The sequence below is a fragment of the Streptomyces sp. CNQ329 genome (assembly GCF_000482585.1).
The window spans coordinates 24,610-51,481 of sequence record NZ_AXVU01000007.1 but is presented as its reverse complement, the minus strand read 5'-3'; the positions used below and the strand labels follow the sequence as shown (position 1 = coordinate 51,481).

Below are 26,872 nucleotides of genomic sequence, written 5' to 3'. Positions count from 1 at the left end.
GTCACCCGGCGACCCGAGGAGTGAGCCCCCCAGGGCGATGGACGGATCCTCCTGTAGTACCGGCGCCGCCTCCCGCGTGGCGGCGGCGCGATGATCACCTCACTGGCCCTGCTGGGCCTGGCGTTCCTGCTGATCCTCGCCAACGGCTTCTTCGTGGCGGCCGAGTTCGGGCTCGTCGCCGTGGAGCGCCCGCAGGCGGAGCGCGCCGCCGCGGCCGGCGACCGGCGCGCCGCCCGTGTCGTGGCCGCGCTGCGGCAGTTGTCGTTCCAGCTCTCCGGTACGCAACTCGGCATCACCCTCACGTCGCTGGTCGTCGGCATGCTCGCCGAGCCCGCGCTCGGAAGGCTGCTGCGCGGCCCGCTGACGGCCGCGGGGCTGCCCGCCGGCGTGGTGCCCGGCACGGCGCTGGCCACCGGGGTGCTGCTCGCCTCCGCGGCGCAGATGGTCCTCGGCGAGCTGGTGCCGAAGAACTGGGCGGTGTCCCGGCCGCTGGCCGTCGCCCGCTTCGTCGCCGGGCCGCAGACCCTGTTCTCGCGCTTCTTCCGGCCGCTCATCGCGCTGCTCAACGCCGCCGCAAACCGGCTGGTGCGGCTGCTGGGAGTCGAGCCGGCCGAGGAGCTGGCGTCGGCCCGTACGCCGACGGAGCTGGGATCGCTGGCGCGCAGCTCGGCGCAGGCCGGGATGATCGAGCCGGACGCCGCCGACCTGTTCGTCCGTACCCTCTCCCTCGGCGGGCTGACCGCGCAGCACGTGATGACCCCGCGGGTCCGGGTGGTCGCGCTGCAGTCCTCCGCCACCGCCGCGGACGTCCTCAACCTCACGCGCGCCACCGGCCTGTCCCGCTTCCCCGTCTACACCGACCGGCTCGACGAGGTCACGGGCATGGTTCATCTCAAGGACGCGCTGGCCGTCCCCGCCGGGCGGCGGACACGCACGCCCGTCGCGCGGATCGCCGTGCCGCCGCTGCTCGTGCCCGGGACGCTGCCGGCGCAGCCGCTGCTGGAGAAGCTGCGCGGCGGGCAGCCGATAGCGGTGGTCGTCGACGAGTACGGCGGCACCGCGGGCGTCGTGACGCTGGAGGACATCGTGGAGGAGCTGGTCGGCGAGGTCCGCGACGAGCACGACCGGGAGGTCGACGGCGTACCCGACCTGCGCGCCGCGCCCGCCGCCGACGGGCATCCGGCCTGGGACGCCGACGGCGGCTGCCGCCTCGACGCACTGCGCCGGATCGGGCTGACGGCGCCGGAGGGCCCGTACGAGACGGTGGCGGGACTCGTCGCCGCGCTGCTGGGCCGGATTCCGGCGGCCGGGGACGCGGTGGCCCTGCCAGGCTGGCGGCTGGCCGTACGGCACGTCGACCACCATCGGGCGGCGCTGGTCCGGCTGGTGCGTACGGCGGACGCCGTGGCCGCCGCGGTCCCGCGCCGGACCGGGGGGAGGGCCGCGTGAGCGCGCTCCAACTGGTCTTCGCGGCGCTGCTGGTGCTGGCCAACGGGTTCTTCGTCGGCGCCGAGTTCGCCCTCGTCTCCGTACGGCGCAGCCAGATCGAGCCGTACGCCGCCGGGGGCTCCGCGCGCGCCCGGCGGGTGTTGTACGGACTGGAGCACCTGCCGCAGATGATGGCCGCGGCGCAGTTCGGTATCACCGTCTGCTCGCTGACCCTCGGCGCGCTGGCCGAACCCGCCATCGCCTCGCTGCTGGAGCCCGCCTTCCACGCCGCCCACGTGCCCGACGGCCTGATCCACCCGCTCGGCTACGCCGTCTCGCTGGCTGTCGTCGTCTGCCTCCACCTCGTCGTCGGCGAGATGGTGCCCAAGAACATGGCGCTCTCCGCTCCCGCCGGCGCGGCGCTGTGGCTCGCGCCCGCACTCGTCGCCTTCGCCCGGCTGTGCCGCCCCGCCACGGCGCTGCTCGGCGCCCTGGCCCGGCACCTCCTGCGGCTGGTCAGGGTGGAGCCGCGCTCCGCGCTCACCAGCGTCTACACCACGGAGCAACTGACCGACCTGGTCGCCGACTCCCGCGAGGCCGGGCTGCTGGGCGACGGCGAGCAGCGCCGGCTCAACGACGCGCTCGGCCTCGGCTCGCGGCCCGTGACCGACGTGCTGCTCGCCCCGGCCTCGATGGTCGTCGTGGATGCCTCGGTCACCCCACGGCAGGTCGAGGAGCTGACGGTACGGACCGGCTACTCGCGCTTCCCCGTGCGCGGCGCCGGCGGCGGCCCGACGTACCTCGGCTATCTGCACGTGAAGGACGTCCTCGACCTGGACGAGCGCGAACGGGCCGTGCCCGCCCACCTGTTCCGGCCGATGACCGTGCTGCACCCCGGTCTGCCGCTGGACGACGCGCTGGCCGCGATGCGGCGCGGCGCCTCCCACCTGGCGGCGGTCGCCGACCCGGCCGCGCCGGGGCGGGTGCTCGGGCTGGTGGCGCTGGAGGACGTGCTGGAGCTGCTGGTCGGCGAGGTCCGTGACCCCGCCCACCGGCTGACGGCGCGTCAGCGGACCGCGGGCGGGAGCGCCGCGGAGTCCGTGCCCACCTCGGTCGGCTGACGCAGGGGCGGCTCAGCCGGCGTCCGGTTCCTGGGTCGGCTCGCGGCCGGAGAGTATCTCGCCGTACGCCTGCATCAGGTCGGGCAGCCGCAGCGTCGCCAGATCCTCGCGGCCCGGCGGCCCCGGGTAGGCCGACAGCCGAAGATCGCGGTAGGCGCAGCTCTTCTCGTACAGCGTGCGCAGGAACCTGCCGTTGCCCAGCTCGTCGATCCAGCCCTGGTCGACGACGTGCCCGCAGATGCTGCGCAGCTCCTCGACCGACTCCTCGTCCCACGAGTCGCCGTTCTGCGCGGCCAGCACCTCGCCGATGGCGGTCAGCTCCAGCGGGCGGTAGCTGGGGAAGTCGACGCGCGTCGTGAAGCGGGACGTCAGGCCCGGGTTGCTGTGGAGCAGGCGGTCCATGCCCTTGGGGTAGCCGGCGAGGATGACGACGAGCCGGTCGCGGTTGTCCTCGGCGCGCTTGAGGAGCACCTGCAGGGCCTCGTCGCCGTATGCATCGCCGCGCGAGTAGCCGACGCCCGCGAGGCTGTACGCCTCGTCGATGAAGAGCACGCCCCCGAGCGCGGAGTCGATGAGGTCGTTGGCCTTCACGGCGGTCTGGCCGAGGAACTCGCCGACGAGGTCGGCGCGCCCGGCCTCCACCAGCCGGTCGCTGGCGAGCAGCCCGAGCGCGTAGAAGACGCGGCCCAGGATGCGCGCCACGGTGGTCTTGCCCGTGCCGGAGGGCCCGGAGAAGACGAAGTGTCGCTTCGGCGGCTGCACCGGCAGGCCCTCGCCGGCCCGCAGGCGGGCCATGTTGAGCTGCGCCGACAGCGCCCGTACCTGCCGCTTGACGGGATCGAGGCCGACCATCCGGTCGAGGTCCGCCAGCGCCTCGGCGAGCATCGCGGGGTCGGCGGCTGCCGGCTGGTAGGGGGAGCCCGCGTGCAGCGAGGTGCGCTCGCGCTGCACGCCCGGGCCGCCGGCCGGGGCCGGCGGGCGCAGCACCTCGTCGGCGGGCACCAGCTCCCGGCCGTCGGGCGCCGGGGGAGGAGGATCGCCCGGCGCGGTCTCCTGCTCGGCGCCGCCCAGGGGCACCGACGCCAGGCCCGGCACCGGGTCCAGGCCGTCGAAGTCGTCGAGGCCGTCGATGGCGGCGATCCGGGCGGCGGTGTCCATGAAGGAGGGGTCGATCCGGTGCACCGCGCGGTACAGCGGCAGCGCCGCGGCGCTGCGCCCGGAGCCCTCCTGCGCGCGGGCCAGCCAGTAGCGCAGCTCCTTGCGCTGGGGCTGCTCGCTGCGGCAGCGCATCAACGCGGCGGAGAGCATCGGCACGGCCTGCCCGTACATCTCCAGCCGCACCCGCGCCATACCGGCGAACAGCCCGGCCTCGATGCCCAGCAGCGGGTCATCCGTCAGCGGCACGGTCAGCCGGACGAGCTGCTCCCAGTCCTTGACCAGATAGGCGCGGCAGGCGTGCAGGAAGCGCACCTGCGGGTCGGTCTCTGCCGGGGGACAGGCGGCGAGCGCCTGCTCCAGCTCGGCCACATGCCGCCCGTCCAGCCAGTGCGAGGCGTGCGCGAGCAGCAGGTCGCGGCCGGTGTCGAGCACGGGCTGGACCCACCAGCCCAGCCAGTACCAGGAGTTGAGGGGACGGCGGTGCCGGGCGCGCTGCTCGCCGAAGCGGTCGCGATGCCGGTACATCTCCAGCAGGGCCGTCGCGGTGTCCGCCCGCAGCGCGTGCAGCCCCAGCCAGGCGTCGGCCATCTGCGGGTCAAGCCGCACGGCGGACCTGAACTCCTCCTCGGCCCTGGTGTACGCGCCCATCGTGTAGGCGTCGACGCCCCGCAGCCAGGCGAGCTCCGCGGGGGCCTCGGGCCCGCGCGCGCCGTTGTCCATCACGTAGCCACCAACCGTTCCCCCGCGGATCTCCTCGGGTCGCTGGTCGGCCGTCCCTCGCGAACTCCCCTGCACAAAAGGGGAGTTGCGGCAAAGACGGCCTGCTCGCATGGTACCCGCGGCGGCGATGCGGGCCGACGGCACGTATCGGACGCGCGCGCGGGGGACCCGGCCGCCCGCCGCGGTGACCGTGGGTGAGGGGCGCCCGGTCCGTAAGTCATCCCATTGTTCCCTCTTTGGACAGAACGAAGCCCCCGATCACGGGGGAACAATCGGGGGCTTCGCGCGTGAAGCGGTGCCGGTGGGGCCCGCTCACTGAGAACGTAAGTCCTGTACTACCCCTGGGTCAAGCGGAGTTGGGGCGTGGAGGGGTCTATTCCGGCCGGGCCCGGGACCGGCTACGTACGGTGTGCGCCCCGCGCGGTCACCGGGCGTGCGCAGGCCCCGGGACCAGCCGGTACGCGTCCTTGCGGCGCACCACCAGAAGGCCGGCGTACGGGCGGGACGGGTCGGCCGAGAAGTGCGCCCGCTCCGCCCGCTCCCACTCGTCCCAGAAGCCCCCGAGGCCCGGCCCGTCGCGCCGCCGCCCGCGCGCCCACGCCGCCGCGGCGGGTACCTCCATCCACAGCAGCCGGGCCAGATGCGGGCGCAGCTCCCGGCGGCCCGCACCGACGCCCTCGACGAGCACCACGGACGCCGGCGGCACCGTGCGCTGCGCGGTGAAGGCGCGGGCGTGCCAGTCGTACGCGTCGTGGACCGCCGGGCGCCCCTCGGCCAGCGGTGCGAGCACCTGACGGCGCAGCCGACCGGTCCAGCCGAAGAAGTCGCGGTGCGTCGCGAAGTCGTCCAGCCGGAGTACGGGCGCCCCGCCCAGCGCCGCGGCGAGCCGGCCGGCGAACGTCGTCTTGCCGGACCCGGCGTGCCCGTCGACGGCCACCAGCCGCACGGGCCCGCACGAAGGCGCGAGGCCGCGCAACTCGCGGACCAGGGCGGCCGGCACGGGGTCGGGGGCCGGGTCGTGGGTGGCGCTCATCGCCGCAAGGCTACGGCGACCGCTCCGCGAGGTCCTTCTCCACCCCAGGTCACACCAGTGGTATGAACCAATGTTCACCCATCTCGTAGCACGGATTGACTTCCTAACGGCAGACCGAGGGTGAATAGTTGTGGCCTGCCCCCCAGCATGCGCCGCAACTGTCTGGAGAGTCTGCCATGCCCTCAAGTGCGTCACGGCGTACCGTGCTGGCTGCCGCCCTGGCAGCCGCAGCGGCCGGTGCCGCCCCGGCCGCGTCCGCCTCCGCGCTCCCCGCCCCCGCCGTCCCCGACGGCGCCGCCGCCGGCCGGCCGCCGCTCGGCAACTCCCTCGCCGACTACCGCGGCTGGGCCTCCGCGCCGGCGTGGCGCCGCGGCAGCGCCCGCGGGACGAAGGTCGTTTCGGGACGCCGTCCCGGCATCGTGATCGGCCGGCCCGCGGGCCGCAGCGACTACGCCGACCCGCACACCGGGACCACCGCCTCCTGGGAGTACGCCACCTGGACCTCCCCGGTCCACCGGCTGGCCCTGCCCGCCACCGAGGTCGTCGCCTCCTGGAACGCCGCCACCCCGGCCGGCACCTGGCTGATGGTCGAGCTGCGCGGCACGTACAGCGACGGCGGCCGCACGCCCTGGTACGTGATGGGCCGCTGGGCCGCGGGCGACGCGGACATCCGCCGCACCACGGTGGACGACCAGTCGGACGGCAAGAGCAGCATCTGGACCGACACGTTCGCCATCGACGACGCCGCCGGCGGATTGCGGCTGGTCGACTACCAGTTGCGGGTGACCCTCTACCGCAAGCCCGGCAGCGACGCGACGCCGCAGGTGTGGCGGGTCGGCGCGATGGGCTCCGACGTACCGGACCGCTTCGAGGTACCGGCGAGCAAGCCGCGGCTCTCCCGCGAGCTGGTCGTCCCGCGCTACTCGCAGAACGTCCACGCCGGCCGCTACCCGGAGTACGACAACGGCGGCGAGGCATGGTGCAGCCCCACTTCCTCGCAGATGATCATCGAGTACTGGGGCCGCAAGCCCACCGGCGGGGACCTTCAGTGGGTCAACCCCGACTACGACGACCCGCAGGTCTGCCACGCTGCCCGCTCCACGTACGACTACCAGTACGAGGGCTGCGGAAACTGGCCGTTCAACACCGCCTACGCGAGCACGTACCGCGACATGAACGGCGTCGTCACCCGGCTCGGCTCGCTCGCCGACGCCGAACTGCTCGTCGCCGCCGGCATCCCGCTGATCACGTCCCAGTCCTTCATCGAGGAGGAACTGGACGGCGCGGGCTACGGCACGTCGGGCCACCTGATGACCGTCGTCGGCTTCACCAAGGACGGCGACGTCGTCGCCAACGACCCGGCCTCCCCGGACAACCCGGCGGTGCGGCACGTCTACAAGCGCCGCCAGTGGGAGAACATCTGGCTGCGCACCAAGCGCTACGACGCGACCGGCGCGGTCCGCTCCGGCACCGGCGGCATCTGCTACGTGCTGTGGGGAAGCGAGATCACCGCAGCTCAGCAGGCGGCGCTGGCCGCCGTCGGCATCCGCTGACGCCGCGGCGCCACGTCACCGCAGGACCCGCCCGAAGGACAGCGGGCGGGTCCTGGTGTGCCCGCCGGGGAGCGCCCGGAGGATCGCCAGCCGGCCTACCGCCCCCACCGGAATCCCGAACGGCCTGCCCGCCGCCCTCGCGTCCGTGCACCGGACGAGTCCCGGTGGGCGCGGTGTTCCGTGCGCTCAGCCCTCGACGAACTTCAGGCCGACGACACCCGCGAGGATCAGCCCCAGGCACGCCAGCCGGGCCGGCGATGCGCTCTCGCCCATCGCGAGGACGCCCGCGGCGGCCACCCCCAGCGAGCCGAGCCCGACCCAGACGGCGTACGCGGTGCCGACGGGCAGGCTGCGCAGCGCCATGGTCAGCACCACGACGCTCACCATCGCCGTCACCAGCCCGATGGCCGAGGGCCAGAGGCGGGTGAGGCCGTCGGAGTGCTTCAGGGCCGTGGCCCAGACGAGTTCGAGGCCGGCGGCGATCAGCAGGAATATCCAGGGCACGGGGTCTCCCGGGTTCTGTCGTTCGGGTCGTACGGAGGCGTTGCGCGGGACCGCGGGCGGGCGCGCTACGCGGCGAAGCCGCCGTCCACGGCGATCGCCGCGCCGGTGATCTGCGCGCCGCCGGGTCCGGCGAGGTGCGCCACGGTGGCGGCGACGTCCTCGGGGCGTCCGTAGCGGCCCAGCGCGCTGATGGCGCGGGCGGCGTCGGCGTCGGGGGAGTCGGCGGGGTTCATCTCGGTGTCGGTGTCGCCGGGGTGGACGACGGTGACCGAGATCCCCTGCGGGCCCAGGTCGCGGGCCAGCCCGCGGGTGAGGCCCGTCAGCGCGGACTTGCTGGCGGCGTAGAGCGTCCAGCCCGGTATCGGCACCCGCTCGGCGAAGCTGCTGCCGATGCTGATGATCCGGCCGCCCGGGCCGAGGTGCCGGGCGGCGGCCTGACAGGCGAGGAAGACCGCGCGGACGTGGATGGCGAGTGCCGCGTCCACGTCCTCACGGCGCACCTTGGCCAGCGGCCCGTACGGCGCGATGCCGGCGTTGTTCACCAGGATGTCCAGCCGGCCGAGTCCGGCGGCGGCCCGGTCCACCGCGGCGACGACGGCGTCGGGGTCGGCGGCGTCGGCCGGGAGGGCCAGGCCGCGCCGGCCGGTCCTCTCCACGGCGTGTACGACTTCCGCGGCCCGCTCGGGCGAGCGGTGATACGTCACGGCCACGTCGGCGCCCTCCTCGGCCAGCCGCCGCGCGATCGCGGCACCGATGCCGCGGCTGCCGCCTGTGACCAGGGCCGTCCGGCCCGCAAGCTGCGTCATGATCGTCCCCTTCGGTATCCGGAGAGTTCTCCGGTTGGTGTCTGCCCGAAGGGTAACCGGAGAGTTCTCCGGATGTCGAAGGGAATCGGAGAACTCTCCCCTTCGCTATCCTCCGGACAGGAAGGAGCGCAGGTGACACAGGACGACACCACCGGGCGGCGGCGCCCGGCCGGCACCGAGCTGCCCGTGGTCGGCGGCCCGCCGCCGGAGCGCGCGGACGCCGCACAGAACCGCCGCAGGATCCTCGCCGCCGCCGCCGCGATGGTCGCCGAGCGCGGCCCCGACGCGCTGTCCATGGACGAGGTGGCCAAGGCCGCGGGGGTCGGCGTCGGCACCGTCTACCGCCGCTTCGGCGACCGCGCCGGACTGGCGTACGCGGTCATCGACGACCGCGAAGTGCAGTTCCAGACGGCGTTCCTGAAGGGCCCGCCGCCGCTCGGGCCGGGCGCCGGCGCGCGGGAGCGCATCCGTGCCTTCCTGCACGCCCTCGTCGACCGCACCGAGGAACAGCTCGGGCTGCTGCTCGTGGCCGAGACGGACTCCGCCGACGCCCGGTTCACCGAGGGCTCGTACGAGCTGTACCAGCAGCATCTCGCGCTGCTCCTCGGCCGGATCCGGCCCGAGGCCGACGTACGCTGGCTCGCAGACGCGCTGCTGGCGCCGCTGGCCGCCAACCTCTACGACTACCAGCGCCGGGCCGGCGGCATGAGCGTCGCCCGCGTCAAGGCCGGCTACGACGACCTGCTCGCCGGACTGGTGCCCGAGGCCGGTTCCGCCGCCTCCTGACGACGCCGGGAACCGCCCCCGCGAACCGGCCGGTTCGCCACGCACCCCGTCTGTGCCGCCGTACCGCCGATCGGGCATACTCCCCTTCACCGCAGCCGTACATGCCGGCTCGCCGCAACCCGGCGGGGCAGCATCGTGCTGCAGCAACACAACGGGCGGCGCCGCCATATCCCGGCCGGAGCCGCCGTCGACAGCGCCGTACGCGCGCCCGGCGAAGAAGGAGTGCACCGCATGGCCGTACGTGGTCCGCTGCCCGTGGAACGCGAGCTGCCCACCGAGGAGTCCCGCGACCTGCTGGCCCTCGTCCGTGAGCTGGTCCGGCGGGAGATCGCGCCCCGCGCGGCCGAAGAAGAGGAAGCGGGCCGCTTCCCACGGGAGTTGTTCGGCACTCTGTCGCGGTCGGGACTGCTCGCGCTGCCCTACGCGGCCGAGTACGGCGGCGGGGAGCAGCCGTACGCGGTCTACTTGCAGGTGCTGGAGGAACTGGCCGCCGCCCGGCTGACCGTCGGCCTCGGCACCTCCGTGCACACCCTCGCCACCCACGCGATCGCCTGCCACGGCACCGAGGGACAGCGCAAGGAGTTCCTTCCGGCGATCCTCGGCGGCGGCCTGCTCGGCGCGTACTGCCTCTCCGAGCCCGCCTCCGGCTCCGACGCCGCCGCCCTGACCACCCGCGCCGTACGCGACGGCGACACCTGGACCCTGGACGGCACCAAGGCATGGATCACCCACGCCGGCGTCGCCGACTTCTACACCGTCCTCGCCCGCACCGGCGGTCCCGGTCCCGGCGGGATCACCGCCTTCCTCGTCCCCGGCGACGCCCCGGGGATCAGCGCCGCGCCGCCGGAGAAGAAGATGGGCATGAAGGGCTCGCCCACCGGCCTGGTGCACTTCGACGGGGTCCGGATCCCCGACGCGCGGCGCCTGGGCGAGGAAGGGCAGGGTTTCGCCATCGCGCTCGACGCGCTCGACTCCGGCCGCCTCGGCATCGCGGCATGCGCCATCGGCGTGGCGCAGGGGGCACTCGACACGGCGCACGGATACGCGCTGGAGCGGCAGCAGTTCGGCCGGCCCGTCGCCGACTTCCAGGGACTGCGCTTCATGCTCGCCGACATGGCGACGCAGATCGCGGCCGGACGCGCGCTGTACCTCGCCGCCGCGCGACGGCGCGACGCCGGGCTGCCCTTCGCCCAGGACGCCGCGATGGCCAAGCTGTTCTGCACGGACGCGGCGATGCGGGTGACGACGGACGCCGTGCAGGTGCTCGGCGGCTACGGCTACACCGCGGACTTCCCCGCGGAGCGCTACATGCGCGAGGCGAAGGTGCTGCAGATCGTGGAGGGCACCAACCAGATCCAGCGCGTGGTCGTCGCTCGGCACCTGCTGGGCGCCGAGGCGGACCGGGGATAGCGGCCGGTCCGTGCGGCGCCGGGAGGCGCGGGACGGGGCCGGTGCGGGCGGGCGCTGCCGGCCCGGGTCCGGGCGTCAGCCGCGCCGGCGCATCCCCGGCAGCCGCCGCCGCGCCGGCCCGTTCCCCGGGCCGCCGACGTGCGAGAAGGGCTGGCGGCGCCAGTCGAGGCCCTCGGGCAGCGTGAGCAGTGCCGCCGGATCCTCCGCGCGCGCGTCCAGCCGCGCGTCCTGCGGCACCGCGGCCGACAGCGGGCTGCCGGAGCCGGTGCACACGGTCAGCCCGAACGGGTTCGCCGGCGTGACCCGGGCGTGCTCGGGCAGCACGTCCTCGCCCTCCAGCAGGGCGATGGGCTGCACGCAGTCCGGGCAGAGCACCCGGAAGATCAACGAGGTCTCGGCGTAACCGCCGTCCTCGTCATCGACGGCATCAGGATCGACGAGCTCGACATGCTCGGAACGGCGCATGCTGCTCCCCCTCGGGTTGGGCCACCTGGTCGGTCACGTGGTGGTCTCGACCACAGCAAGGATTTCCCTCGCTGTCATCCGAATAATCGTCCGCGGGGCACCCCCGGCTCCCGGATGGACTGTGGCCTTCGTCACACACGGCCGCGTGCGCCGTAAACGCCCCCGCACGGCGCTTCCCCGGCGCCCCGGTGGCCCCGGATGTACCTGACCCCCGCAAACGAAGTAGGTTGATGCGTTGTGGAGGAGTTGGACAGGCACATCGTGGAGCTGCTCGTCAGGGACGGGCGCATGAGCTATACGGACCTGGGCAAGGCCACCGGCCTGTCCACCTCGGCCGTGCACCAGCGGGTGCGGCGGCTGGAACAGCGCGGGGTGATCCGCGGCTACGGGGCCATCGTCGACCCGGAGGCCATCGGCCTGCCGATGACCGCGTTCATCTCGGTCAAACCCTTCGACCCCAGCGCCCCCGACGACATCGCGGACCGGCTCGCCGACGTCCCCGAGATCGAGGCGTGCCACAGCGTGGCCGGGGAGGAGAACTACATCCTCAAGGTGCGCGTCGCGGCCCCCGCGGAGCTGGAGGACCTGCTCGCCCGCATCCGCTCCCTCGCCGGGGTCTCCACCCGCACGACGGTCGTGCTCTCCACGCCGTACGAAGCCAGGCCGCCGCGCATCTGACGGCGCGGCACCCCCGATCCGAATCCGAGGCACCGCAGCCGTGACCGCCGAGAGTCCCGCCGCCCGATCCGCCGACCCCGCCGACTCCGCGCGGGGCCGGGCCGGTTCCGCCCGCCGCACCGTCCTGCTGCGCGGCGGCACCGTCCACAGCCCCGCCGACCCGTTCGCCACCGCCATGGTCGTCGAGGGTGACCGCGTCGCCTGGGTCGGCTCCGAGGGCGCGGCCGACGGCTTCGCCGGCGCCGGGACCGTCGACGAGGTCGTCGACCTCGAAGGCGCTCTCGTCACCCCGGCGTTCACCGACGCGCACGTCCATCTGACCGCCACCGGGCTGGCGCTGACCGGCCTGGACCTGTCCGGCGCCACCGGGCTGGCCGACGCACTCGCCCGGATCCGCGCGCACGCCGCCGCCCGCCCCGCGGGCCGGGTGCTGATCGGCCAGGGGTACGACGAGACCGGCTGGCCGGAGGGCCGCCCGCCGTCCCGCGCCGAGCTGGACGAGGCCGCCGGCGGCCGGCCGCTCTACGTCACCCGCGTCGACGTGCACTCCGCCGCCGTCAGCACGGCCCTGCTCGACCTGGTGCCCGGCATCGCCGGGCGCGACGGGTACGCCGCCGACGCGCCGCTGACCCGCGACGCCCACCACGCCGTACGCCGCGCCGCGTACGCCGCCATGTCGCCGGCGCAGCGCGCCGCCGCGCAGGGCGCCGCGCTCGACCGGGCGGCGGCCGTCGGCATCGGCTCGGTGCACGAGTGCGCGGGCCCGGACATCAGCGGCGCCGACGACTTCGCGGCGCTCCTCGCGCTGGCCGCCGAACGGCCGGGGCCGCGGGTGACCGGCTACTGGGGCGAGGCCGTCTCCGGCCCCGAGGACGCCGGGCGCCTGCGCGAACTCGGCGCCTTCGGCGCGGCCGGCGACTTCTGCGTTGACGGCTCCCTGGGCTCCCGTACCGCCCATCTGACGCAGCCGTACGCCGACCGCCCCGGCCACCGCGGCAACGGCTACCTCGACGCCGCCGCCGTCGCCGACCATGTGGCCGCCTGCACCGAGGCGGGGCTCCAGGCCGGGTTCCACGCCATCGGGGACGCCGCCGTCGCCGCCGTGGTCGACGGCGTACGGGCGGCGGCCGGGCGGGTCGGCCTGGACCGGGTACGGGCGCTGCGGCACCGCGTGGAGCACGCGGAGATGCTCACGCCCGAGACCGTCGCCGGGTTCGCGGAGCTGGCACTCACGGCGTCGGTGCAGCCGGCCTTCGATGCCGCGTGGGGCGGCGAGGAGGGCATGTACGCACGCCGGCTGGGGACCCGGCGGGCGCGGACCCTCAACCCGTACGCGGCGCTCCTGCGCGCCGGCGTGCCGCTCGCCCTCGGCTCCGACGCCCCGGTGACCCCGCTCGACCCCTGGCGCACCGTCCGGGCAGCCGCGTTCCACCACACGCCCGAGCACCGCATCTCCGCCCGCGCCGCCTTCACCGCCCACACCCGCGGCGGCTGGCGGGCCGTCGGCCGCGACGACGCCGGCGTGCTCGTACCCGGCGCGCCCGCCGACTACGCCGTCTGGGCGGCCGGCGACCTCGTCGTGCAGGTGCCCGACGAGCGGGTGGCGAACTGGTCGACCGACCCGCGTTCCGGTACCCCGGGCCTGCCGGACCTCACACCCGGCACGGAGCTTCCCGTGTGCCTGCGTACCGTCGTGGCCGGAAACACCGTCCACCCGGGGCCGATCGGGTGAGTTAACGATCTTCGATAGGCCGAACGAACGCCGTCCCGGGCGTGGGACCGCGGCCTGATTTCGGGACTGACCAGCCGCTTCGGCGAAACGCCACAGGTGACACGGCTGTTGACACGAAGCGGGCAACGGCGGGTAGTTTCGGCCGAGTCCACCACAGGAAGTCCGGCCGGATCACCTCCGCGCAGTCGTGGAACGCTCTGGGCCACGGATGGTGTGCCGCACCGGCGCCCCATCGCAGGCAGCCAGGTCCAGGACTCCGGCACGGGGCGAGGGAGGATGGCATCCGCCGGGCTGGTGTGACCCCGGGTGGGGCCCGGACGCTCAGTAGACAACGGCCCTCGGTCGATCCGCAGCCAGCGGGTCCCAGGTCGGACCGAAGGGCGCCGGGCCCGACCCGCAGCGGCATCGCCCGCATCCGGGGGAGGGCCCACGGGCCGCGCCGTACGCGGTGCCCTCTCCGTTCCCCCGCGGCGTGTGCGTTCCGCGCAGAGGCGAGACCCGCGACACCCGCGGCCCGTCCCGCGGTACCGTTGCGGACCGCCTCGGTGCCGGACCGCAGTGGTCTCTGGCTATGGTGGGCGTCCCGTCCCACGCGGCCGTGTGCGCGCGAGGACGGCTCAAGCGGGAATTGCGGAAGGGACGGCAGTGACAGACGGGGTTCAGGGGCGCTACGGCCCGCTGGGCGGGATCCTGGTGATCATCCCGACGTACAACGAGGCCCTGAACCTCGAGTCGATCGTCTCCAGGGTGCGCGCCGCGGTGGCGGACGCGGACATCCTGGTCGTCGACGACAACAGCCCGGACGGCACCGGGAAGCTCGCCGACGAGCTGAGCGCCGACGACGCGCACGTACACGTGCTGCACCGGGCGGGCAAGGAGGGCCTGGGCGCCGCCTACCTCGCCGGCTTCGGCTGGGGCCTGGAGCGGGGCTACGGCGTGCTGGTCGAGATGGACGCCGACGGCTCGCACCGGCCGGAGGAGCTGCCGCGGCTGCTCACCGCGCTCAAGGGTGCCGACCTGGTGCTCGGCTCCCGGTGGGTGCCCGGCGGCCGGGTGGTCAACTGGCCCAGGTCCCGGGAGTTCATCTCCCGCGGCGGCAGCGCGTACTCGCGGATCTGGCTCGGGCTGCGCATCCGGGACGTCACCGGCGGGTACCGCGCCTTCCGCCGGGAGACGCTGGAGGGTATCGGGCTGGAGAGCATCGCCTCGCAGGGGTACTGCTTCCAGGTGGACCTGGCCCGGCGGGTGGCCGACGCCGGCTACCACATCGCGGAGGTCCCGATCACCTTCGTCGAGCGGGAGCGCGGTGACTCCAAGATGAGCAAGGACATCTTCGCCGAGGCGGCGTGGCGAGTGCCGGCCTGGGGCGTGCGGTCCCGGCTGGGACGGATTCTCGGCCGCAGGCACACTTGAGTCATGAGCGATCGCATTCCGCAGCCGTACGAGGACCCGGCAGGCTCCGACGACCGGGGGGCGGGCCGCGGCGGACCCGGTGACGGCCGCGGCCGTCCGCCGCGCCGGCGCCGCTCGCCCGCCCGCACGGTGGCACCCCTGGGCCTCGCCGCCTGGGCGCTGCTGGAGCTGTGGCTGCTGATCGTGATCGGCTCCGAGATCGGCGTCCTGGGCGTCTTCGCCGTGCTGGTGGGCGGATTGATCCTGGGCGCGGTCGTCATCAAGCGGGCCGGCCGGCGTGCCTGGCGGTCGCTCACCGAGCAGCTACAGCGGCAGCAAAGCGGTGCCGCGCCGGAGGCGGACCGCGGGAGCGGCTCGGGCAACGGGCTGACGATGCTCGCCGGGCTGCTGCTCATGGTGCCGGGACTGGTCACGGACGCCGTGGGTCTGCTCCTGCTGCTGCCGCCGGTACGGGCCCTGGTGCGCCGGGGGCTGACCCGGTGGATCGAGCGGTCGGCCGCGGGCCGGGACCTGGGGCGCGTGTACACGCAGGCGCGCATCCACCGCCCGGACGGCAAGGTCGTCCAGGGCGAGGTGCTGCGGGACGACGACGAGGACCGGCCGCCGCGGCGCTGAACCCGGCGTTGTCCGGCCGTTCCCCCTCACGGGCCCGGCGGTCGTCGCGGCCTGCGGCTCCCGGGGCCGCCCGCCCCGCCGTTTTCGGGCACCCGGAAGGGCCCGTCCCCCTCGGGGACGGGCCCTTGCCGATGCCGTTCGTCGGGAGCGGCGCCGTCTCTCAGGCCGACTTGCGGCTGTCGCGCGGATGCACCGCGATGTTCATCGCGCCGGAGCGCAACACCGCGAGCCGCTCGGCCAGGACCTCTTCGAGCTCGTCGCGGGTGCGCCGCTCCATGAGCATGTCCCAGTGCGTCCGGGCGGGCTTGACCTTCTTCTCCTCCGGTCCCTCGCCGTCGACGAGCAGCGCCTGGGCGCCGCACGTCTTGCACTCCCACTCCGGCGGGATCTCCGCTTCGACCGAGAACGGCATCTCGAACCGATGGCCGTTCTGGCATGCGTACTCCACCGCCTGGCGCGGGGCCAGGTCGATGCCGCGGTCCGTCTCGTAGCTGGTCACCACGAGTCGCGTGCCGCGAAGAGCTCGCTCACTCATGAATCGTTGCCTCCCGGGCTTGTCGCCCACAGGACAGGTGTCGCTGTCGTCGTCATCCGGTCAACGTCCGGTCGGCGATGAAGATTCCCGTTCCGGGACATGCGTCGCCCGTCGTGCCGCCCCATTGCTTCTACCCATAGGCGTCCGCTTTGTCACGTGTGACGGAGATGTCACCGACTGATTTCATCTCACTGCATGCTGTAACGATCCGCCTGCCGAGCCGGAGGCGTACACTACCGCTCCGCGCCAGGCAGCACATAATTCACCTCGCGGGTGTCGCGTCACGCTCCGCCCCGCCGACGGGCTCCGGCTCGCCGTCCCCGGGCCCCGGGACGGCGAAGACGCGCATGAAGAACTGGGCCAGCGGGCCGATCGCCAGGGCGTAGACGACCGTACCGGCGCCGACCGCCCCGCCCAGCGCCCAGCCGGAGGCCAGGACGGTGACCTCGATCAGGGTGCGGACCAGCCGTACCGACAGGCCGGTGCGCCGGTTCAGTCCGGTCATCAGGCCGTCGCGGGGGCCGGGGCCGTAGCGGGCCGATATGTACAGGCCGGTGGCCACGCCGTTGAGGGCGACGCCGGCGAGCATCTGCGGTATCTGCAGGGCGAGCCCGTGTACGCCGGGCAGCACCGCGAGCGAGGCGTCCATCGCGAGACCGATGACCACCACGTTGGAGACGGTGCCGAGTCCCGGGCGCTGCCGGATCGGGATCCAGAGCAGCAGCACGGCCGCGCCGACCACGATCGTCGCAACCCCCATCGACCACCCGGTCTGCTTGCCGAGACCCTGGTGGAAGGTGTCCCAGGGGTCGAGCCCGACCCCGGCGCGCACCATCAGCGCGCAGCTCAGCCCGTACAGCGTGAGGCCGACGTACAGATGCCCGAGTCTGCGGGCCGTACGGGCTTCCCTCCAGCGAGACAAGACTGGCTCCCCTCTGGTCCTGTTGGATGGCTGCGTGCCACTATGTGGACTGCACTTGTGTGAGTGACATGGCCAATCGGGGAAGGGTGGCCTGGTTTTCATGGCGGAATGGACATCAGCCGTCGGTGCGGTTCAGCTCGCACGGCTGCTGCGGTCGCAGGAGAGCGCGGGCGCCGTCGCGCTCGACCGGCCCGGCCGCCGTGTGCCCGCGTACCGTTCGCTGGCCGACGGCGTGCGCCTGCTGGTGCTCGAAGGCCGCATCCCGGTGGCCACCCGGCTGCCCGCCGAGCGCGAGCTGGCCGCCGCCCTGGGCGTCAGCCGCACCACCATCGCGGCGGCGTACGAACATCTGCGTGCGGCCGGGTTCCTCGAATCCCGCCGCGGCGCCGGGAGCTGGACCTCCGTGCCCGCAGGACACCCGCTGCCCACCCGTGGCCTGGAGCCGCTGCCGCCGGACGCCACCGGCTCGATGATCGACCTCGGCTGTGCCGCGCTGCCCGCACCCGAGCCGTGGCTGACCCGCGCCATGCACGGCGCCCTGGAGCAGCTCCCGCTCTACGCCCACACCCACGGCGACTATCCCGCCGGACTGCCCGGGCTGCGCGCGGCCATCGCCGAGCGGTACACCGCACGCGGGGTGCCGACCATGCCGGAGCAGATCATGATCACGACCGGCGCGATGGGCGCGATGATCGCCATCTGCCGGCTGTTCGCGGGCCGCGGCGAGCGCATCGCCGTGGACTCGCCCAGCTACGCCAACATCCTGCAGCTCATGCGCGAGGACGGCGCCCGTCTCGTGCCCGTGGCCATGGCCGAGGGGCTGACCGGCTGGGACATCGAGACCTGGCGGCAGACGCTGCGCGACGCCGCTCCCCGGATGGCATACGTCATCCCCGACTACCACAACCCCACCGGTGCCCTGGCCGGCGACGACCAGCGGCGCGCGCTCGTCGACGCCGCCCGGCGCGCGGGCACCGTCGTCGTCGCGGACGAGACGATGAGCGAGCTGCACCTGGACGACATCGGCGAACGACCGCGTCCCGTGGCCTCGTACGACCCGGCGGGCGCCACCGTCGTCACCGTCGGGTCGGCCAGCAAGGCGTTCTGGGCCGGCCTGCGCATCGGCTGGGTGCGAGCCGCCCCCGAGGTGATCCGCAGCCTGGTCTCCGCCCGCGCGTACGCCGACCTCGGCTCGCCTGTGGTGGAGCAACTGGCCACCACCTGGCTGCTGGAGGGCGGCGGCTGGGCCGCGGCAACCGGCCTGCGCCGCTCCCAGGCCCGCGCCAACCGCGACGCGATCGTGGCCGCCCTCAAACGCCGCCTGCCCGACTGGGAGTACACCGTGCCCCACGGCGGGCTGACGCTGTGGGTGCGCACGGGCGGCCTGTCCGGCTCGCGGATCGCCGAGGCGGGCGAGCGTGTGGGCGTACGGATTCCGTCGGGCCCGCGGTTCGGCGTCGGCGGAGCTTTCGAGGGGTATGTACGGCTGCCGTTCACCGTCACCGGCGCGGTCGCCGAGGAGGCGGTCGGCCGGCTCGCGGCGGCGGCCCGTGCCGTGGCCGAGGGCGCCGGGCCCGTGGCGGCGGAACCGGCCGGGGCGTTCATCGCGTGACGCGGTGGCCGCGCCGCCGGCCACCGCCGTGCGTCAGCCGCCGACCTGCTCCGCCGTCGCGCCGGCCGCCGACCCGCCTGCCGGCGGCTCCGGCAGCAGCTCCAGCACGGCCCGCCGCAGCGCCTCCGGAGTCTCGCGGTGGTGCGGGTCCGGCGTCGCGGGCACCTGCAGCCGGTGCACCGGGCCCTGCCCGAGGCGTACGTAGCCGCGACCCGGCGGGACGTCGTACACCGGTGTGGTGTGCGGCGCGGCGCCGAGCACGGAGGCGACCTGCGCCGCCGAGGCCGCGCCCAGCACGACGCGGGCGCGGGTGTGGTCCCGTACCGCCGCACCCAGTGAGGCGGCGCAGTCGAACTGGTCCGCCACCACCACGGTGACGTTCGCCGCCCGGCCGTGCCGCAGCGGCACCTCCAGCAGGCCCTGCGGGTCCTCCCGTCCGCCCGCGGCGGCCAGATGGCTCAGTGCGGCGGGCCGGTCCACGATGATCCACAGGGGCCGCGGTCCCGGTGACCGTGCGCCGTCAGCCGCCCGGCCCCCGGTGGCGGCCGGGCGCCGCAGCCGGTGCTCCGTCTCCTCCGCCGCCCAGCGCAGCAGCGCCAGGGAGCCGGCGACCGTGGACTCCACCGCGAGCACCCCCGTCCGCCCCGCGAGGAAGCCGAACTCACCCGTGGATCCGCCGTCGACCACCAGCACCTCACCGTGCGGCAGCGCCTGCAGGGCCAGCGACCGCAGCAGTGTCGTCGTGCCCGTGCCGGGCTGGCCGAGGGCGAGCAGGTGCGGCTCCGTGGAGCGCGGGCCGGTCCGCCACAGCACCGGCGGCTCGTCGCGGTCGCCGGTCTCCGTGCGCACCGGCAGCGTCCGCCGCACCCCCTCGGCGTCGGTGAAGCCGAGCACCGACTCGCCCTGTGCCGTGACGTACGGCTGCGCACCGATGTCGGTGGGCAGCGGGCCGAGGACGGTGAGGTCGAGGCGGTTGTCGTCCTCGTGCCAGTCGAAAAGGTACTCGCGCCCGCGCCCGCACTTGGCGTACAGCACGTGCTCGATCCGCGCCCGGGCCTCCGGCTCGCCGTCGCGGAAGTACGGCGGATAGCGCAGCCGCAGCCCGGTCAGCCGGCCGTCGCCGTCGAACTCGGCGCCGCCGAAGACCTGCTCGGCGTCGCCCTCGTGCGCGTAGAGGGGGTGCGGGTCGTCGGGGGAGGAGAGATACGGCACCAGCGCCTCGTACAGCGCCGTGAGCCGCTCCTGCCGCCGTGCCGCCTCGTCCTCGTTCTGCGCCCGCTTGGACGGGTCCCGGTCGCGGCCGGCCCACCCCACCGCGGCCAGCAGCGCGATGCCGGCGGCAGGCGGCCCGTACGGCAACAGGTACACCAGCAGCAGGCAGGCGCCGGCGAGGAAGGCGGTCGGCCCCCGCCGCTGCGGCGGGGTCGCGCCCCAGCGCCGCCGGGCGGCGATCAGAAGCCGGCCGGAGCCGCGGGCCAGGACCACCACCGGCCGCAGCACGTCCGCGGCGCCCTCCGCCGCCGTCCCGGCCGGCTCGCGGCCACCGGCCGCCGGGGGCGTCTCGCGGCCGGGCAGCCGGAGGAACGGTCGTCGCATGCGTCGGGTCTCCGAGTCCTGGTGCGGGACGCCGCGGGCCGGGGGCGTCCTAGAGCTTGATGCCGCCGAGCAGGCTGGCGAGGCTCTGCCCGCCGGCCTTGATGCTGGGGGCGATCGCGGTGCCCGCCAAGTAGAACCCGAAGAGGGCGCAGACGATGGCATGAGCCGGCTTCAGCCCGTCCTTGCGGAAGAACAGGAAGACGATGACTCCCAGAAGGACAACGCCTGAGATCGAAAGGATCACGGAAATCTCCAGGGGCAATGGAGCCGTCAGAGGTCGTGTGCCAGCCTGGCAGTGAGATTTACCGAAGAAAAGCGGCAATTGGGTGATTTGATCAGTCGTCACCCGAGTGGCCGGAGAGTGCTCGCGACCCCGCCCCGGCCGTGCACGGGCGGGCCCGGCGGCCGACAGCGGAGGGCGTCACCCGTCCAGCCCGGGCTGGTGCGCGGGCGCGGGGCAGACGCGGCGGCCCTGCTGGTCGAAGACGTACAGGTGCTCCAGGTCGATGAGCAGCGGCACGTGCGTGCCGGGCCGCACCTGAACGTCGGGCCCGGTCCGTACGACGAGGTCGCCCCCGGCGATCGCCGCGCGCTCGGCGCTCTGCGGCGGCGCGGCCGGCACCACGGGTGCGTCCAGCACCCCGACCGCCCTGCGGTCGCCCCGCTCGTCCTGGCCGCGGCCGTGCAGGTGGGCCACCGCCCTGTCGCGCAGCCGCCCGAGCACGGTCCCCTCCTTGCCCTTGCGGTGGCCGCCGGGAGCGGTGTCGGCACGGGGCCCTTCCAGCGCCGGTACGAGGGCCGCGCGCGAGCCGGTGTCCAGATGCAGCAGCGCCTCGTGGCCCAGGTACTCCACGTGCTCGACGATGCCGCTCATCGCGCACTCGCCGGCGCGCGCCAGCGACGGCCGGGCGATGCGCACGGCCTCCGAGCGCAGGCCGACGATCACCGGTCGCCCCTGCTGGATGCGGAGCATCTGGTGGTCGGGGGAGAGGGGGTCCGGCAGCACCAGGTTCTGCCGGCCGAGGTCGATCGTCATCCGGCCGGGCAGCGGCGCGTGCACGACGGCTTCGAGGAGGTTGATCCGCGGGGTGCCGATGAACGCGGCGACGAAGATGTTCTCCGGCAGGGCGTACGCCTCGCGCGGCGAACCGACCTGCTGCAGCACGCCGTCGCGCATCACGGCGATCCGGTCGCCCAGCGACATCGCCTCGGCCTGGTCGTGCGTGACGTAGACCGTGGTGACCGCCAGCTCGCGGTTGAGCCGGGCGACTTCGGCGCGCAGGTGGTTGCGCAGCTTGGCGTCGATGTTGGACAGCGGCTCGTCCATGAGGAACGCGGTGGGCTCCCGCGAGATCGCCCGGCCGATCGCGACGCGCTGCCGCTCGCCGCCGGAGAGCTGCGCGGGGTAGCGGTCGAGCAGGTCCTCGATGCCCAGCAGCCGGGCGGTGGCGTCCACGCGGGGGCCGACGTCGCCGCGGGCCTCCAGCTTGAGCGGGAAGCCGATGTTGTCGCGGTTGGTCATCCGCGGGTAGAGGGCGAAGTTCTGGAACACCATCGCCATGCCGCGCTGCCCGGGCGCCAGTTCCGAGGCGTCCTCGCCGTCGAGCAGCAACTGCCCCTCGGTGACGGACTCCAGTCCGGCGATCATGCGCAGGACGGTGGACTTGCCGCATCCCGAGGGTCCGAGGAGGACGACGAACTCGCCGGGCTCGATGTCGAGCGAGAAGCGGTCGACCGCCCGGATGCCGCGCTCGTAGACCTTGCTGACGCCGTCCAGCGATATCGCACGTGACATGGGTATTGTTCCGTATTTCGGTGATAAGGATGCGGTAGACGTGCACAGTTGGGTTACGGGCCCCGAAAGATAGCGAAATTCACCCGGACTGGGAACGCCTTGCGCAGCCCTCGCACGCATCGGCGCGCGTATGGCCGGGAACCGGCCTACCGCCGTCGCCGCGAGGGCTGTTGCAGCAGCTCCCGCTCGTCGGCCCGGACGAGCCGGGCGCCGCCGCCGTCCTCCTGGCGGGCCTGCTCCAGGCGCAGCAGGGCGGTTTCACGGCCGCCCAGGGTGAGCGTCATCACCTGGTTGCCGAACCACGGCCCGCCGGTCTTGCGCCAGCCGATCGGCGGGGCGCCGAGCCTGCCGTGCCGGGCGAGGGCACGGCCCAGGAGCCGGCCGGCGCGGCTCCAGCCGAAGCGGAAGCCGGCCCTGAGGGGGGCGGGGACGCTGTTGTGCATCGGCGAGCAGGTGAGCTGCGCGACCACCGGCCGCGCTCCCTCCGCAGGCTCCGGCTGCGGCCAGCGCGGCTCCGCCACGTAGGCGTGGTGCACGTCGCCGGAGAGCACCAGCACCGAGGCCGGTGCCCGGTCGGCCCGGCCCACCTCGGCGATGAGGTCCGTCAGTTCGGCGAAGGACCGCGGGAAGGCCGCCCAGTGCTCCAGGTCCGCGCGCCGCCGCAGCTTCTCGCCCAGCCGCGCCCAGCGTGCGCCGCGCTCACCCGCGCACAGCGCGGCGTTCCACCTCTCGGCGTCGTGCACCGCGGGCGGCAGCAGCCAGGGCAGCGAGGTGCCGACGAGGAGGTGGTCGTACGCGCCCGGGTCGGCCAGCGCCTGCCGGCGTACCCAGTCCATCTCGGCCGGGTCGACCAGCGCCCGGTCCTTCTCCTCCAGCACGCGCGCGGCGCGCGAGTCGACCATCAGCAACCGGGTGCGCCCGAGGTCGCGGCGGTAGCTCCAGCGCACGGCGGCCGGATCGGCGTCGGCGCGCTCGGCGAACTCCCGCAGCGGCTCCGTGCCGTCGCCGGCCTCGCGGACGGCCGCGTAGAGCGGATCGGACGCCAGCTCGTCGGGGGAGAGGTTGCCGAGGTGCTGGTAGACCCAGTACGACATCAGCCCGCCGAGGATCCGCTCGCGCCACCAGGGCTCGCCGCGGATCGACTCCAGCCAGGCGGCGGACGTGTTCCAGTCGTCGATGACGTCGTGATCGTCGAAGATCATGCAGGAGGGCACGGAGGCCAGCAGCCGGCGCACCTCGGGGTCGAGCCAGGACTCGTCGTACAGGTGGGTGTACTCCTCGTAGTCGGCGATCTGGTCGCCCGGCGGGACGCCGAGGTCGCGGCGGCCGGCGAGCCATGCGTGGGTGGCGGCGGAGGTCTCGTCCGCGTACACCTGGTCACCGAGGAGGATCAGGATGTCGGGCCGCTCCGCGTCCGGGTCACTCTCCAGCCTGCGGGAGAGGGTGTCCAGGGCGTCGGGCCCGACGGGGTCGTGGCCGCGGCCGGGCTTCGCGGCCCAGCGGCAGGAGCCGAACGCCACGCGCACCGCGGCGCCGGGACGGGGGCTGCGGATGGTGCTGGCGGGGGCGCCGGGCAGCGGCCAGACCTCGTCGCCGTCGAGGAGTACGCGGTACGGGGTGGGAGCGCCCGGCGTCAGACCGGTCACGGTGATCAGCGCGTAGTGGTGACCGCCGACCTGCCAGGTACGCGCGCTGCCCCCGGCGCCGTCCGCGCAGCGGACCTGCGCCTCGCAGGGGCCGCCCGTCTCGACCCAGACGGTGGCGCGGGTGTCGTCGGCGTACCGCAGCAGCGGCCCGAGCCGCAGTTCCGCCATCGTCGTCTCCTCATCCCGGTGGCCGCGCGCCACTGCGGGGGAACGCGCGGACCGGCCCGGAGGTTCCGCGGGGGACGGTGCTCCGGACCTGACGGGTCAGGCTGCCGTGGCGGGGACGGCGCGCCCGGGCACCAGCGACTCCAGCAGAGCCAGGCAGCGGGCGAACGACTGCCATTCCCGGTCCCGGTCGCCGTCCCCGTCGGCGTCCACGTCCGCCGGGCCGCCGGTCCCGGCGGGCGCGGTGAACCGGGACCACACGGCCTTGCCGAACGGCCCCGGGGCACTCCAGCCCCACGCGTCACTGAGTGTCGCCACGATCTGCAGACCCCGCCCGGACTCGGCCACCTCGTCGGCCTCGCGCGGCGCAGGCACGCCGTCGCCCGGATCGAAGACCGCGCAGACGACCTCCCCGCCGCGGCGTACGAGGGTGAGCGTCACCGGCTGAGGTTCGGCGACGGGCAGCGGGGGACAGCCGGGCACACCGTGGCGGACGGCGTTGGTCACCAGCTCGGAGACCACGCACTCGACGCTGTCGGACAGTTCGTCGAGTTCCCAGTCACGCAGCGTGGCGCGAACCGTACGACGGGCCTCCGCTATCGACCGTGGATGGGCATCGAGGGCGCAGGCAGCGAACGCCGATGCCTCGGCCCGCTCCCCGAAGGCTGCCGGCATGCCGATTCCCCGATCACGATGTGTCGCTGTGGAACGTGCTGGTTGTTCAATGGTGAGCGATATCGACCTCCGGATGCAAGTACAGATGCACTTTCATCCGCAAGGACAGGTGCACGGCCCTCCGGGAAGCCGGGCATACGGGTCGCGCCGGGCACCGGGGGCGTCCGCGCGGACGCGTGCGGGGGGCGGTCAGTCACACAGCGCGTTCGCCGCCGCCGCCGTGACGGTCTCGACAACGTCGATCCCCGCCTTGTAGGAGGCGTGGCCGTCGGAGAGGACGGCGACGAGGAGCGTGTGGCCGCCGTGCTCGACGCGGCCGATGCTGTTGACGTCCCACAGCCCGGTCGCCGAGCGCGGCAGCCAGCCGTTCTTCAGCGCCGCCGCGCCGGCGTCGTCCGCCGCCGCGGACACGCCCCAGCGCTGGTCGTCGACCACCGTGGTCATCAGCTTCTCGAGGACGTGGCGGGAGTCGTCGCTGAGCGGCGAGCCGCCCTCGCCGTACACCGCTTCGAGAAGCGCCACCTGGTCGGCGGCGGTGGTCTGCGTCAGCCCCCAGGTGCCGCCGTCGCCGGGCTCGGTCGCGGTCAGGCCGAGGCGCCGGTTGGCCTCCGCCAGGCCGGCGCCGCCCCCGATGTCCGCCCAGAGCGCGTCGGTGGCGTCGTTGTCGCTGCTGCGTATCATCGCCGCGGCCAGCTTCTCCTGCCCGGCGCTCAGCTCCCTGCCGTCGTCCTGTGCCTGGAGCAGCAGGGCGGCGAGAATGTCGACCTTGACGATGCTCGCGGTGTCGAACGTGCCCTTCCCCGACGCGTATGTGGCCCGTGCGCCCGAGTCGAGGTCCGTGACGGCGATGTCGTACTCCCCGGGCGCCTCCGGCAGCGCCTTGAGGGCCTTCGTCACCGCCGCGTCGGGGGAGGAGGACGGCGTCTCGCCGGCGGGCGTGTAGCGGACGTGGAGCGTGCGCGGCGTGCCGGTGGTCTGCGCGGTGTCCGCCGCGAGGGGGACGGAGGACGACGCGGTGACGGCGATCACGGCGAGCGTGACCGCGGCGAGCCCGGCGGACCGCGGCGAGGGGAGGTTTCTCGGCACGCTGCCGGAGGCTAGGCGACCGGGGTTGCCAAACAACTGGGAATCAGATGAACATTCGATGAGAAAAGGGACACCTATGGTACATGTCACGATCTGGCGTGACGTCCCCTGCGGTGACGGTCAGCGGTGACGGCACGATGCGCGGGCGGCCTGTGCCAGGCCCGGCCGCCTCCGGCCGCGGCGCCGTGACGGTGCCCTCGCCGGCCCGGCGGATCAGAAGAGGCGGATCAGCGCCGAGGCGTCCACCGCGTGCAGGGGGTCCTCGCCCGCGAGCAGCCGCAGCACCTCGGTGACCGCCGACTCGCCCAGCCGCCGGTGGCACTCCGCCGTAGCCGCCGCCCGGTGCGGGGTCAGCAGCACGTTCGGCAACCGCCGGAACGGGTGGCCGGCGGGCAGCGGCTCGGCGTCGAAGACGTCGAGGGCCGCGTCGATACGGCCGGTGCGCACCTCCGCCAGCAGCGCGTCCTCGTCGACGAGCCAGGAGCGCGCGGTGTTCACCAGCCCCGCACCGTCACGCAGGAGGGCCAGTTGCGGTGCGCCCAGCAGCCGGCGGGGCGCCTCCGTTGCCGGGGCGTGCACCGCCACCACGCGGCTGGTGCGCAGCAGCTCCTCCAGTGGCAGCACCCGTGCGCCCAGCTCCGCGGCATCCGACTCCGGCAGGAAGGGGTCCGTCACCGTCACCCGGGCGCCGAAGGCACGGACCAGCTCGATGTACGCGCGGCCCGTGCGGGAGGCACCGATGACGCCCACCGTGCTCGCACCCAGCTCGTGCCGCGGCGGTGCCTGCCCGGCGCTCTCCCAGTCGGCGCCGCCGCGCATCGCGTGGTCGAAGCGGTGGATCCGGTGCAGCAGCGCGAGGGTGAAGGCGAGCGCGACCTCGGCGACCGGCCGGGCCATCGCGTCACCGGCCTGCGTGACCCGTACGCCGCGGCGGAAGGCGTCCTCCGTGACGTACGGGGCGACGGCGGAGCCGGTGTGCGCGAGGAGTTCGAGGCGGTCGGCCGCCGCGAGGAGCCCGGCGTCCAACTGCGGCGCACCCCAGGCGGTGACCAGCGCCCGGGCCCCGGGCAGGGCGGCGGCCAGAGCCGCCCGGTCGCGGTGCTCGTCGAGCACGGTCAGCTCCGCGGCGTCCGCAAGCCGCCGCCACACCGCGTCGGTGAAGAACTGTGCGCGCAGCTCGGGCGGAACGCACACCACCACCCGGTCCCGGGCGGCGGCCCGGTCAGCGGGGCCAGTCATCCAGGTGCTCCTTCACGACGTCGTCGCGGGTCGGCCAGGGGTACGCGGTGGAGACACGGGTCAGCTCGTCCTCCTGGCCGGGGGAGAGCGCCTCAACGGGGTTGCGGCACCAGGTGCCCGCGAGCAGCCCCTGCTGCCGCAGCACCTCATGTACCCGCGATGCAGCCGCGGAACCCGCC

25 protein-coding genes are annotated in these 26,872 nt (G+C 74.4%); 10 read left to right on the top strand and 15 right to left on the bottom strand.

The genetic code is table 11. The features are described from left to right. Positions 1-90: 90 nt before the first annotated feature. Both I003_RS0106450 and I003_RS0106445 read left to right on the top strand, forming a co-directional pair. Positions 91-1,449 carry a hemolysin family protein gene (locus I003_RS0106450; RefSeq protein ID WP_027770763.1) on the top strand — a complete coding sequence of 453 codons (1,359 nt, stop codon included), beginning with the start codon at positions 91-93 and terminating at the stop codon, positions 1,447-1,449. Next, on the top strand, positions 1,446-2,549 hold the full coding sequence (locus I003_RS0106445) for a hemolysin family protein (protein ID WP_027770762.1): 1,104 nt from the start codon (positions 1,446-1,448) through the stop codon (positions 2,547-2,549). The genes I003_RS0106450 and I003_RS0106445 overlap by 4 nt, the downstream gene beginning before the upstream one ends. Before the next feature lie 12 nt (positions 2,550-2,561). Here I003_RS0106445 and I003_RS0106440 read toward each other — a convergent pair whose 3' ends face one another. Further along, positions 2,562-4,427 (bottom strand): AAA family ATPase, encoded by a 1,866-nt coding sequence (locus tag I003_RS0106440; RefSeq protein WP_027770761.1) that lies wholly within the window; start codon positions 4,425-4,427, stop codon positions 2,562-2,564. Positions 4,428-4,851: 424 nt separating this feature from the next. Continuing rightward, positions 4,852-5,460: a hypothetical protein gene (locus tag I003_RS0106435; protein WP_027770760.1), complete on the bottom strand. Its 609-nt coding sequence runs from the start codon at positions 5,458-5,460 to the stop codon at positions 4,852-4,854. A gap of 176 nt (positions 5,461-5,636) precedes the next feature. Between I003_RS0106435 and I003_RS0106430 the strand changes: the two genes are divergently transcribed. Further along, the gene (locus tag I003_RS0106430) at positions 5,637-7,013 is read left to right on the top strand and encodes a peptidase C39 family protein (RefSeq protein ID WP_027770759.1); all 1,377 of its coding nucleotides are present in this window, start codon (positions 5,637-5,639) and stop codon (positions 7,011-7,013) included. 186 nt (positions 7,014-7,199) lie between these two features. Here the strand turns inward: I003_RS0106430 and I003_RS0106425 are convergent, their stop codons facing one another. Further along, entirely contained in the window at positions 7,200-7,517 is a 318-nt protein-coding gene (locus I003_RS0106425) for a DMT family transporter (protein WP_027770758.1), read from the bottom strand. Positions 7,518-7,582: 65 nt separating this feature from the next. After that, the gene (locus tag I003_RS0106420; RefSeq protein WP_027770757.1) at positions 7,583-8,323 is read right to left on the bottom strand and encodes an SDR family oxidoreductase; all 741 of its coding nucleotides are present in this window, start codon (positions 8,321-8,323) and stop codon (positions 7,583-7,585) included. Between the two features lie 132 nt (positions 8,324-8,455). Between I003_RS0106420 and I003_RS0106415 the strand changes: the two genes are divergently transcribed. Continuing rightward, a complete protein-coding gene (locus I003_RS0106415) occupies positions 8,456-9,109 on the top strand; it encodes a TetR/AcrR family transcriptional regulator (protein ID WP_027770756.1) in 654 nt (217 codons plus the stop codon). Positions 9,110-9,340: 231 nt separating this feature from the next. Further along, a complete protein-coding gene (locus tag I003_RS0106410) occupies positions 9,341-10,519 on the top strand; it encodes an acyl-CoA dehydrogenase family protein (RefSeq protein WP_027770755.1) in 1,179 nt (392 codons plus the stop codon). A gap of 75 nt (positions 10,520-10,594) precedes the next feature. Here I003_RS0106410 and I003_RS0106405 read toward each other — a convergent pair whose 3' ends face one another. After that, positions 10,595-10,984, bottom strand: coding sequence for a hypothetical protein (locus I003_RS0106405; RefSeq protein WP_027770754.1), 390 nt, complete (start codon positions 10,982-10,984; stop codon positions 10,595-10,597). Positions 10,985-11,221: 237 nt separating this feature from the next. On the opposite strand from I003_RS0106405, the gene I003_RS0106400 reads away from it, so the two are divergent. From I003_RS0106400 to fxsA, 4 genes are all read left to right on the top strand, one after another. Continuing rightward, positions 11,222-11,662 carry an Lrp/AsnC family transcriptional regulator gene (locus I003_RS0106400; protein WP_027770753.1) on the top strand — a complete coding sequence of 147 codons (441 nt, stop codon included), beginning with the start codon at positions 11,222-11,224 and terminating at the stop codon, positions 11,660-11,662. A 40-nt stretch (positions 11,663-11,702) separates the two neighbouring features. Then, positions 11,703-13,394: an amidohydrolase family protein gene (locus tag I003_RS0106395; protein ID WP_027770752.1), complete on the top strand. Its 1,692-nt coding sequence runs from the start codon at positions 11,703-11,705 to the stop codon at positions 13,392-13,394. Between the two features lie 645 nt (positions 13,395-14,039). After that, positions 14,040-14,807, top strand: coding sequence for a polyprenol monophosphomannose synthase (locus I003_RS0106390; protein WP_027770751.1), 768 nt, complete (start codon positions 14,040-14,042; stop codon positions 14,805-14,807). A gap of 3 nt (positions 14,808-14,810) precedes the next feature. Further along, complete coding sequence (gene fxsA, locus I003_RS0106385) at positions 14,811-15,422, top strand: FxsA family membrane protein (RefSeq protein ID WP_027770750.1); 612 nt, start codon at positions 14,811-14,813, stop codon at positions 15,420-15,422. A 160-nt stretch (positions 15,423-15,582) separates the two neighbouring features. Here the strand turns inward: fxsA and I003_RS0106380 are convergent, their stop codons facing one another. Then, positions 15,583-15,957 (bottom strand): RNA polymerase-binding protein RbpA, encoded by a 375-nt coding sequence (locus I003_RS0106380; RefSeq protein WP_026276152.1) that lies wholly within the window; start codon positions 15,955-15,957, stop codon positions 15,583-15,585. 262 nt (positions 15,958-16,219) lie between these two features. Next, entirely contained in the window at positions 16,220-16,879 is a 660-nt protein-coding gene (yczE, locus tag I003_RS31605; protein WP_051368117.1) for a membrane protein YczE, read from the bottom strand. 100 nt (positions 16,880-16,979) lie between these two features. Between yczE and I003_RS0106370 the strand changes: the two genes are divergently transcribed. After that, positions 16,980-18,491 carry an SCO1417 family PLP biosynthesis transcription factor gene (locus tag I003_RS0106370; RefSeq protein WP_027770749.1) on the top strand — a complete coding sequence of 504 codons (1,512 nt, stop codon included), beginning with the start codon at positions 16,980-16,982 and terminating at the stop codon, positions 18,489-18,491. Positions 18,492-18,524: 33 nt separating this feature from the next. Here I003_RS0106370 and I003_RS0106365 read toward each other — a convergent pair whose 3' ends face one another. The 8 genes from I003_RS0106365 to I003_RS34545 form a co-directional block, all read right to left on the bottom strand. Further along, a complete protein-coding gene (locus tag I003_RS0106365) occupies positions 18,525-20,087 on the bottom strand; it encodes a membrane protein (RefSeq protein ID WP_027770748.1) in 1,563 nt (520 codons plus the stop codon). A 49-nt stretch (positions 20,088-20,136) separates the two neighbouring features. Continuing rightward, entirely contained in the window at positions 20,137-20,331 is a 195-nt protein-coding gene (locus I003_RS0106360) for a hypothetical protein (protein WP_027770747.1), read from the bottom strand. 177 nt (positions 20,332-20,508) lie between these two features. Beyond that, on the bottom strand, positions 20,509-21,882 hold the full coding sequence (locus I003_RS0106355) for an ABC transporter ATP-binding protein (protein ID WP_027770746.1): 1,374 nt from the start codon (positions 21,880-21,882) through the stop codon (positions 20,509-20,511). 146 nt (positions 21,883-22,028) lie between these two features. Then, a complete protein-coding gene (locus I003_RS0106350) occupies positions 22,029-23,696 on the bottom strand; it encodes an alkaline phosphatase D family protein (protein ID WP_027770745.1) in 1,668 nt (555 codons plus the stop codon). Positions 23,697-23,792: 96 nt separating this feature from the next. Continuing rightward, a complete protein-coding gene (locus tag I003_RS0106345) occupies positions 23,793-24,368 on the bottom strand; it encodes an ATP-binding protein (RefSeq protein WP_027770744.1) in 576 nt (191 codons plus the stop codon). Between the two features lie 189 nt (positions 24,369-24,557). Continuing rightward, entirely contained in the window at positions 24,558-25,454 is an 897-nt protein-coding gene (locus I003_RS0106340; protein WP_027770743.1) for a serine hydrolase, read from the bottom strand. Between the two features lie 213 nt (positions 25,455-25,667). Further along, entirely contained in the window at positions 25,668-26,693 is a 1,026-nt protein-coding gene (locus tag I003_RS0106335) for a hydroxyacid dehydrogenase (RefSeq protein ID WP_027770742.1), read from the bottom strand. After that, positions 26,677-26,838 (bottom strand): hypothetical protein, encoded by a 162-nt coding sequence (locus I003_RS34545; RefSeq protein WP_486584115.1) that lies wholly within the window; start codon positions 26,836-26,838, stop codon positions 26,677-26,679. Before I003_RS34545 ends, I003_RS0106335 begins: the two co-directional genes overlap by 17 nt. Positions 26,839-26,872: the final 34 nt, after the last annotated feature.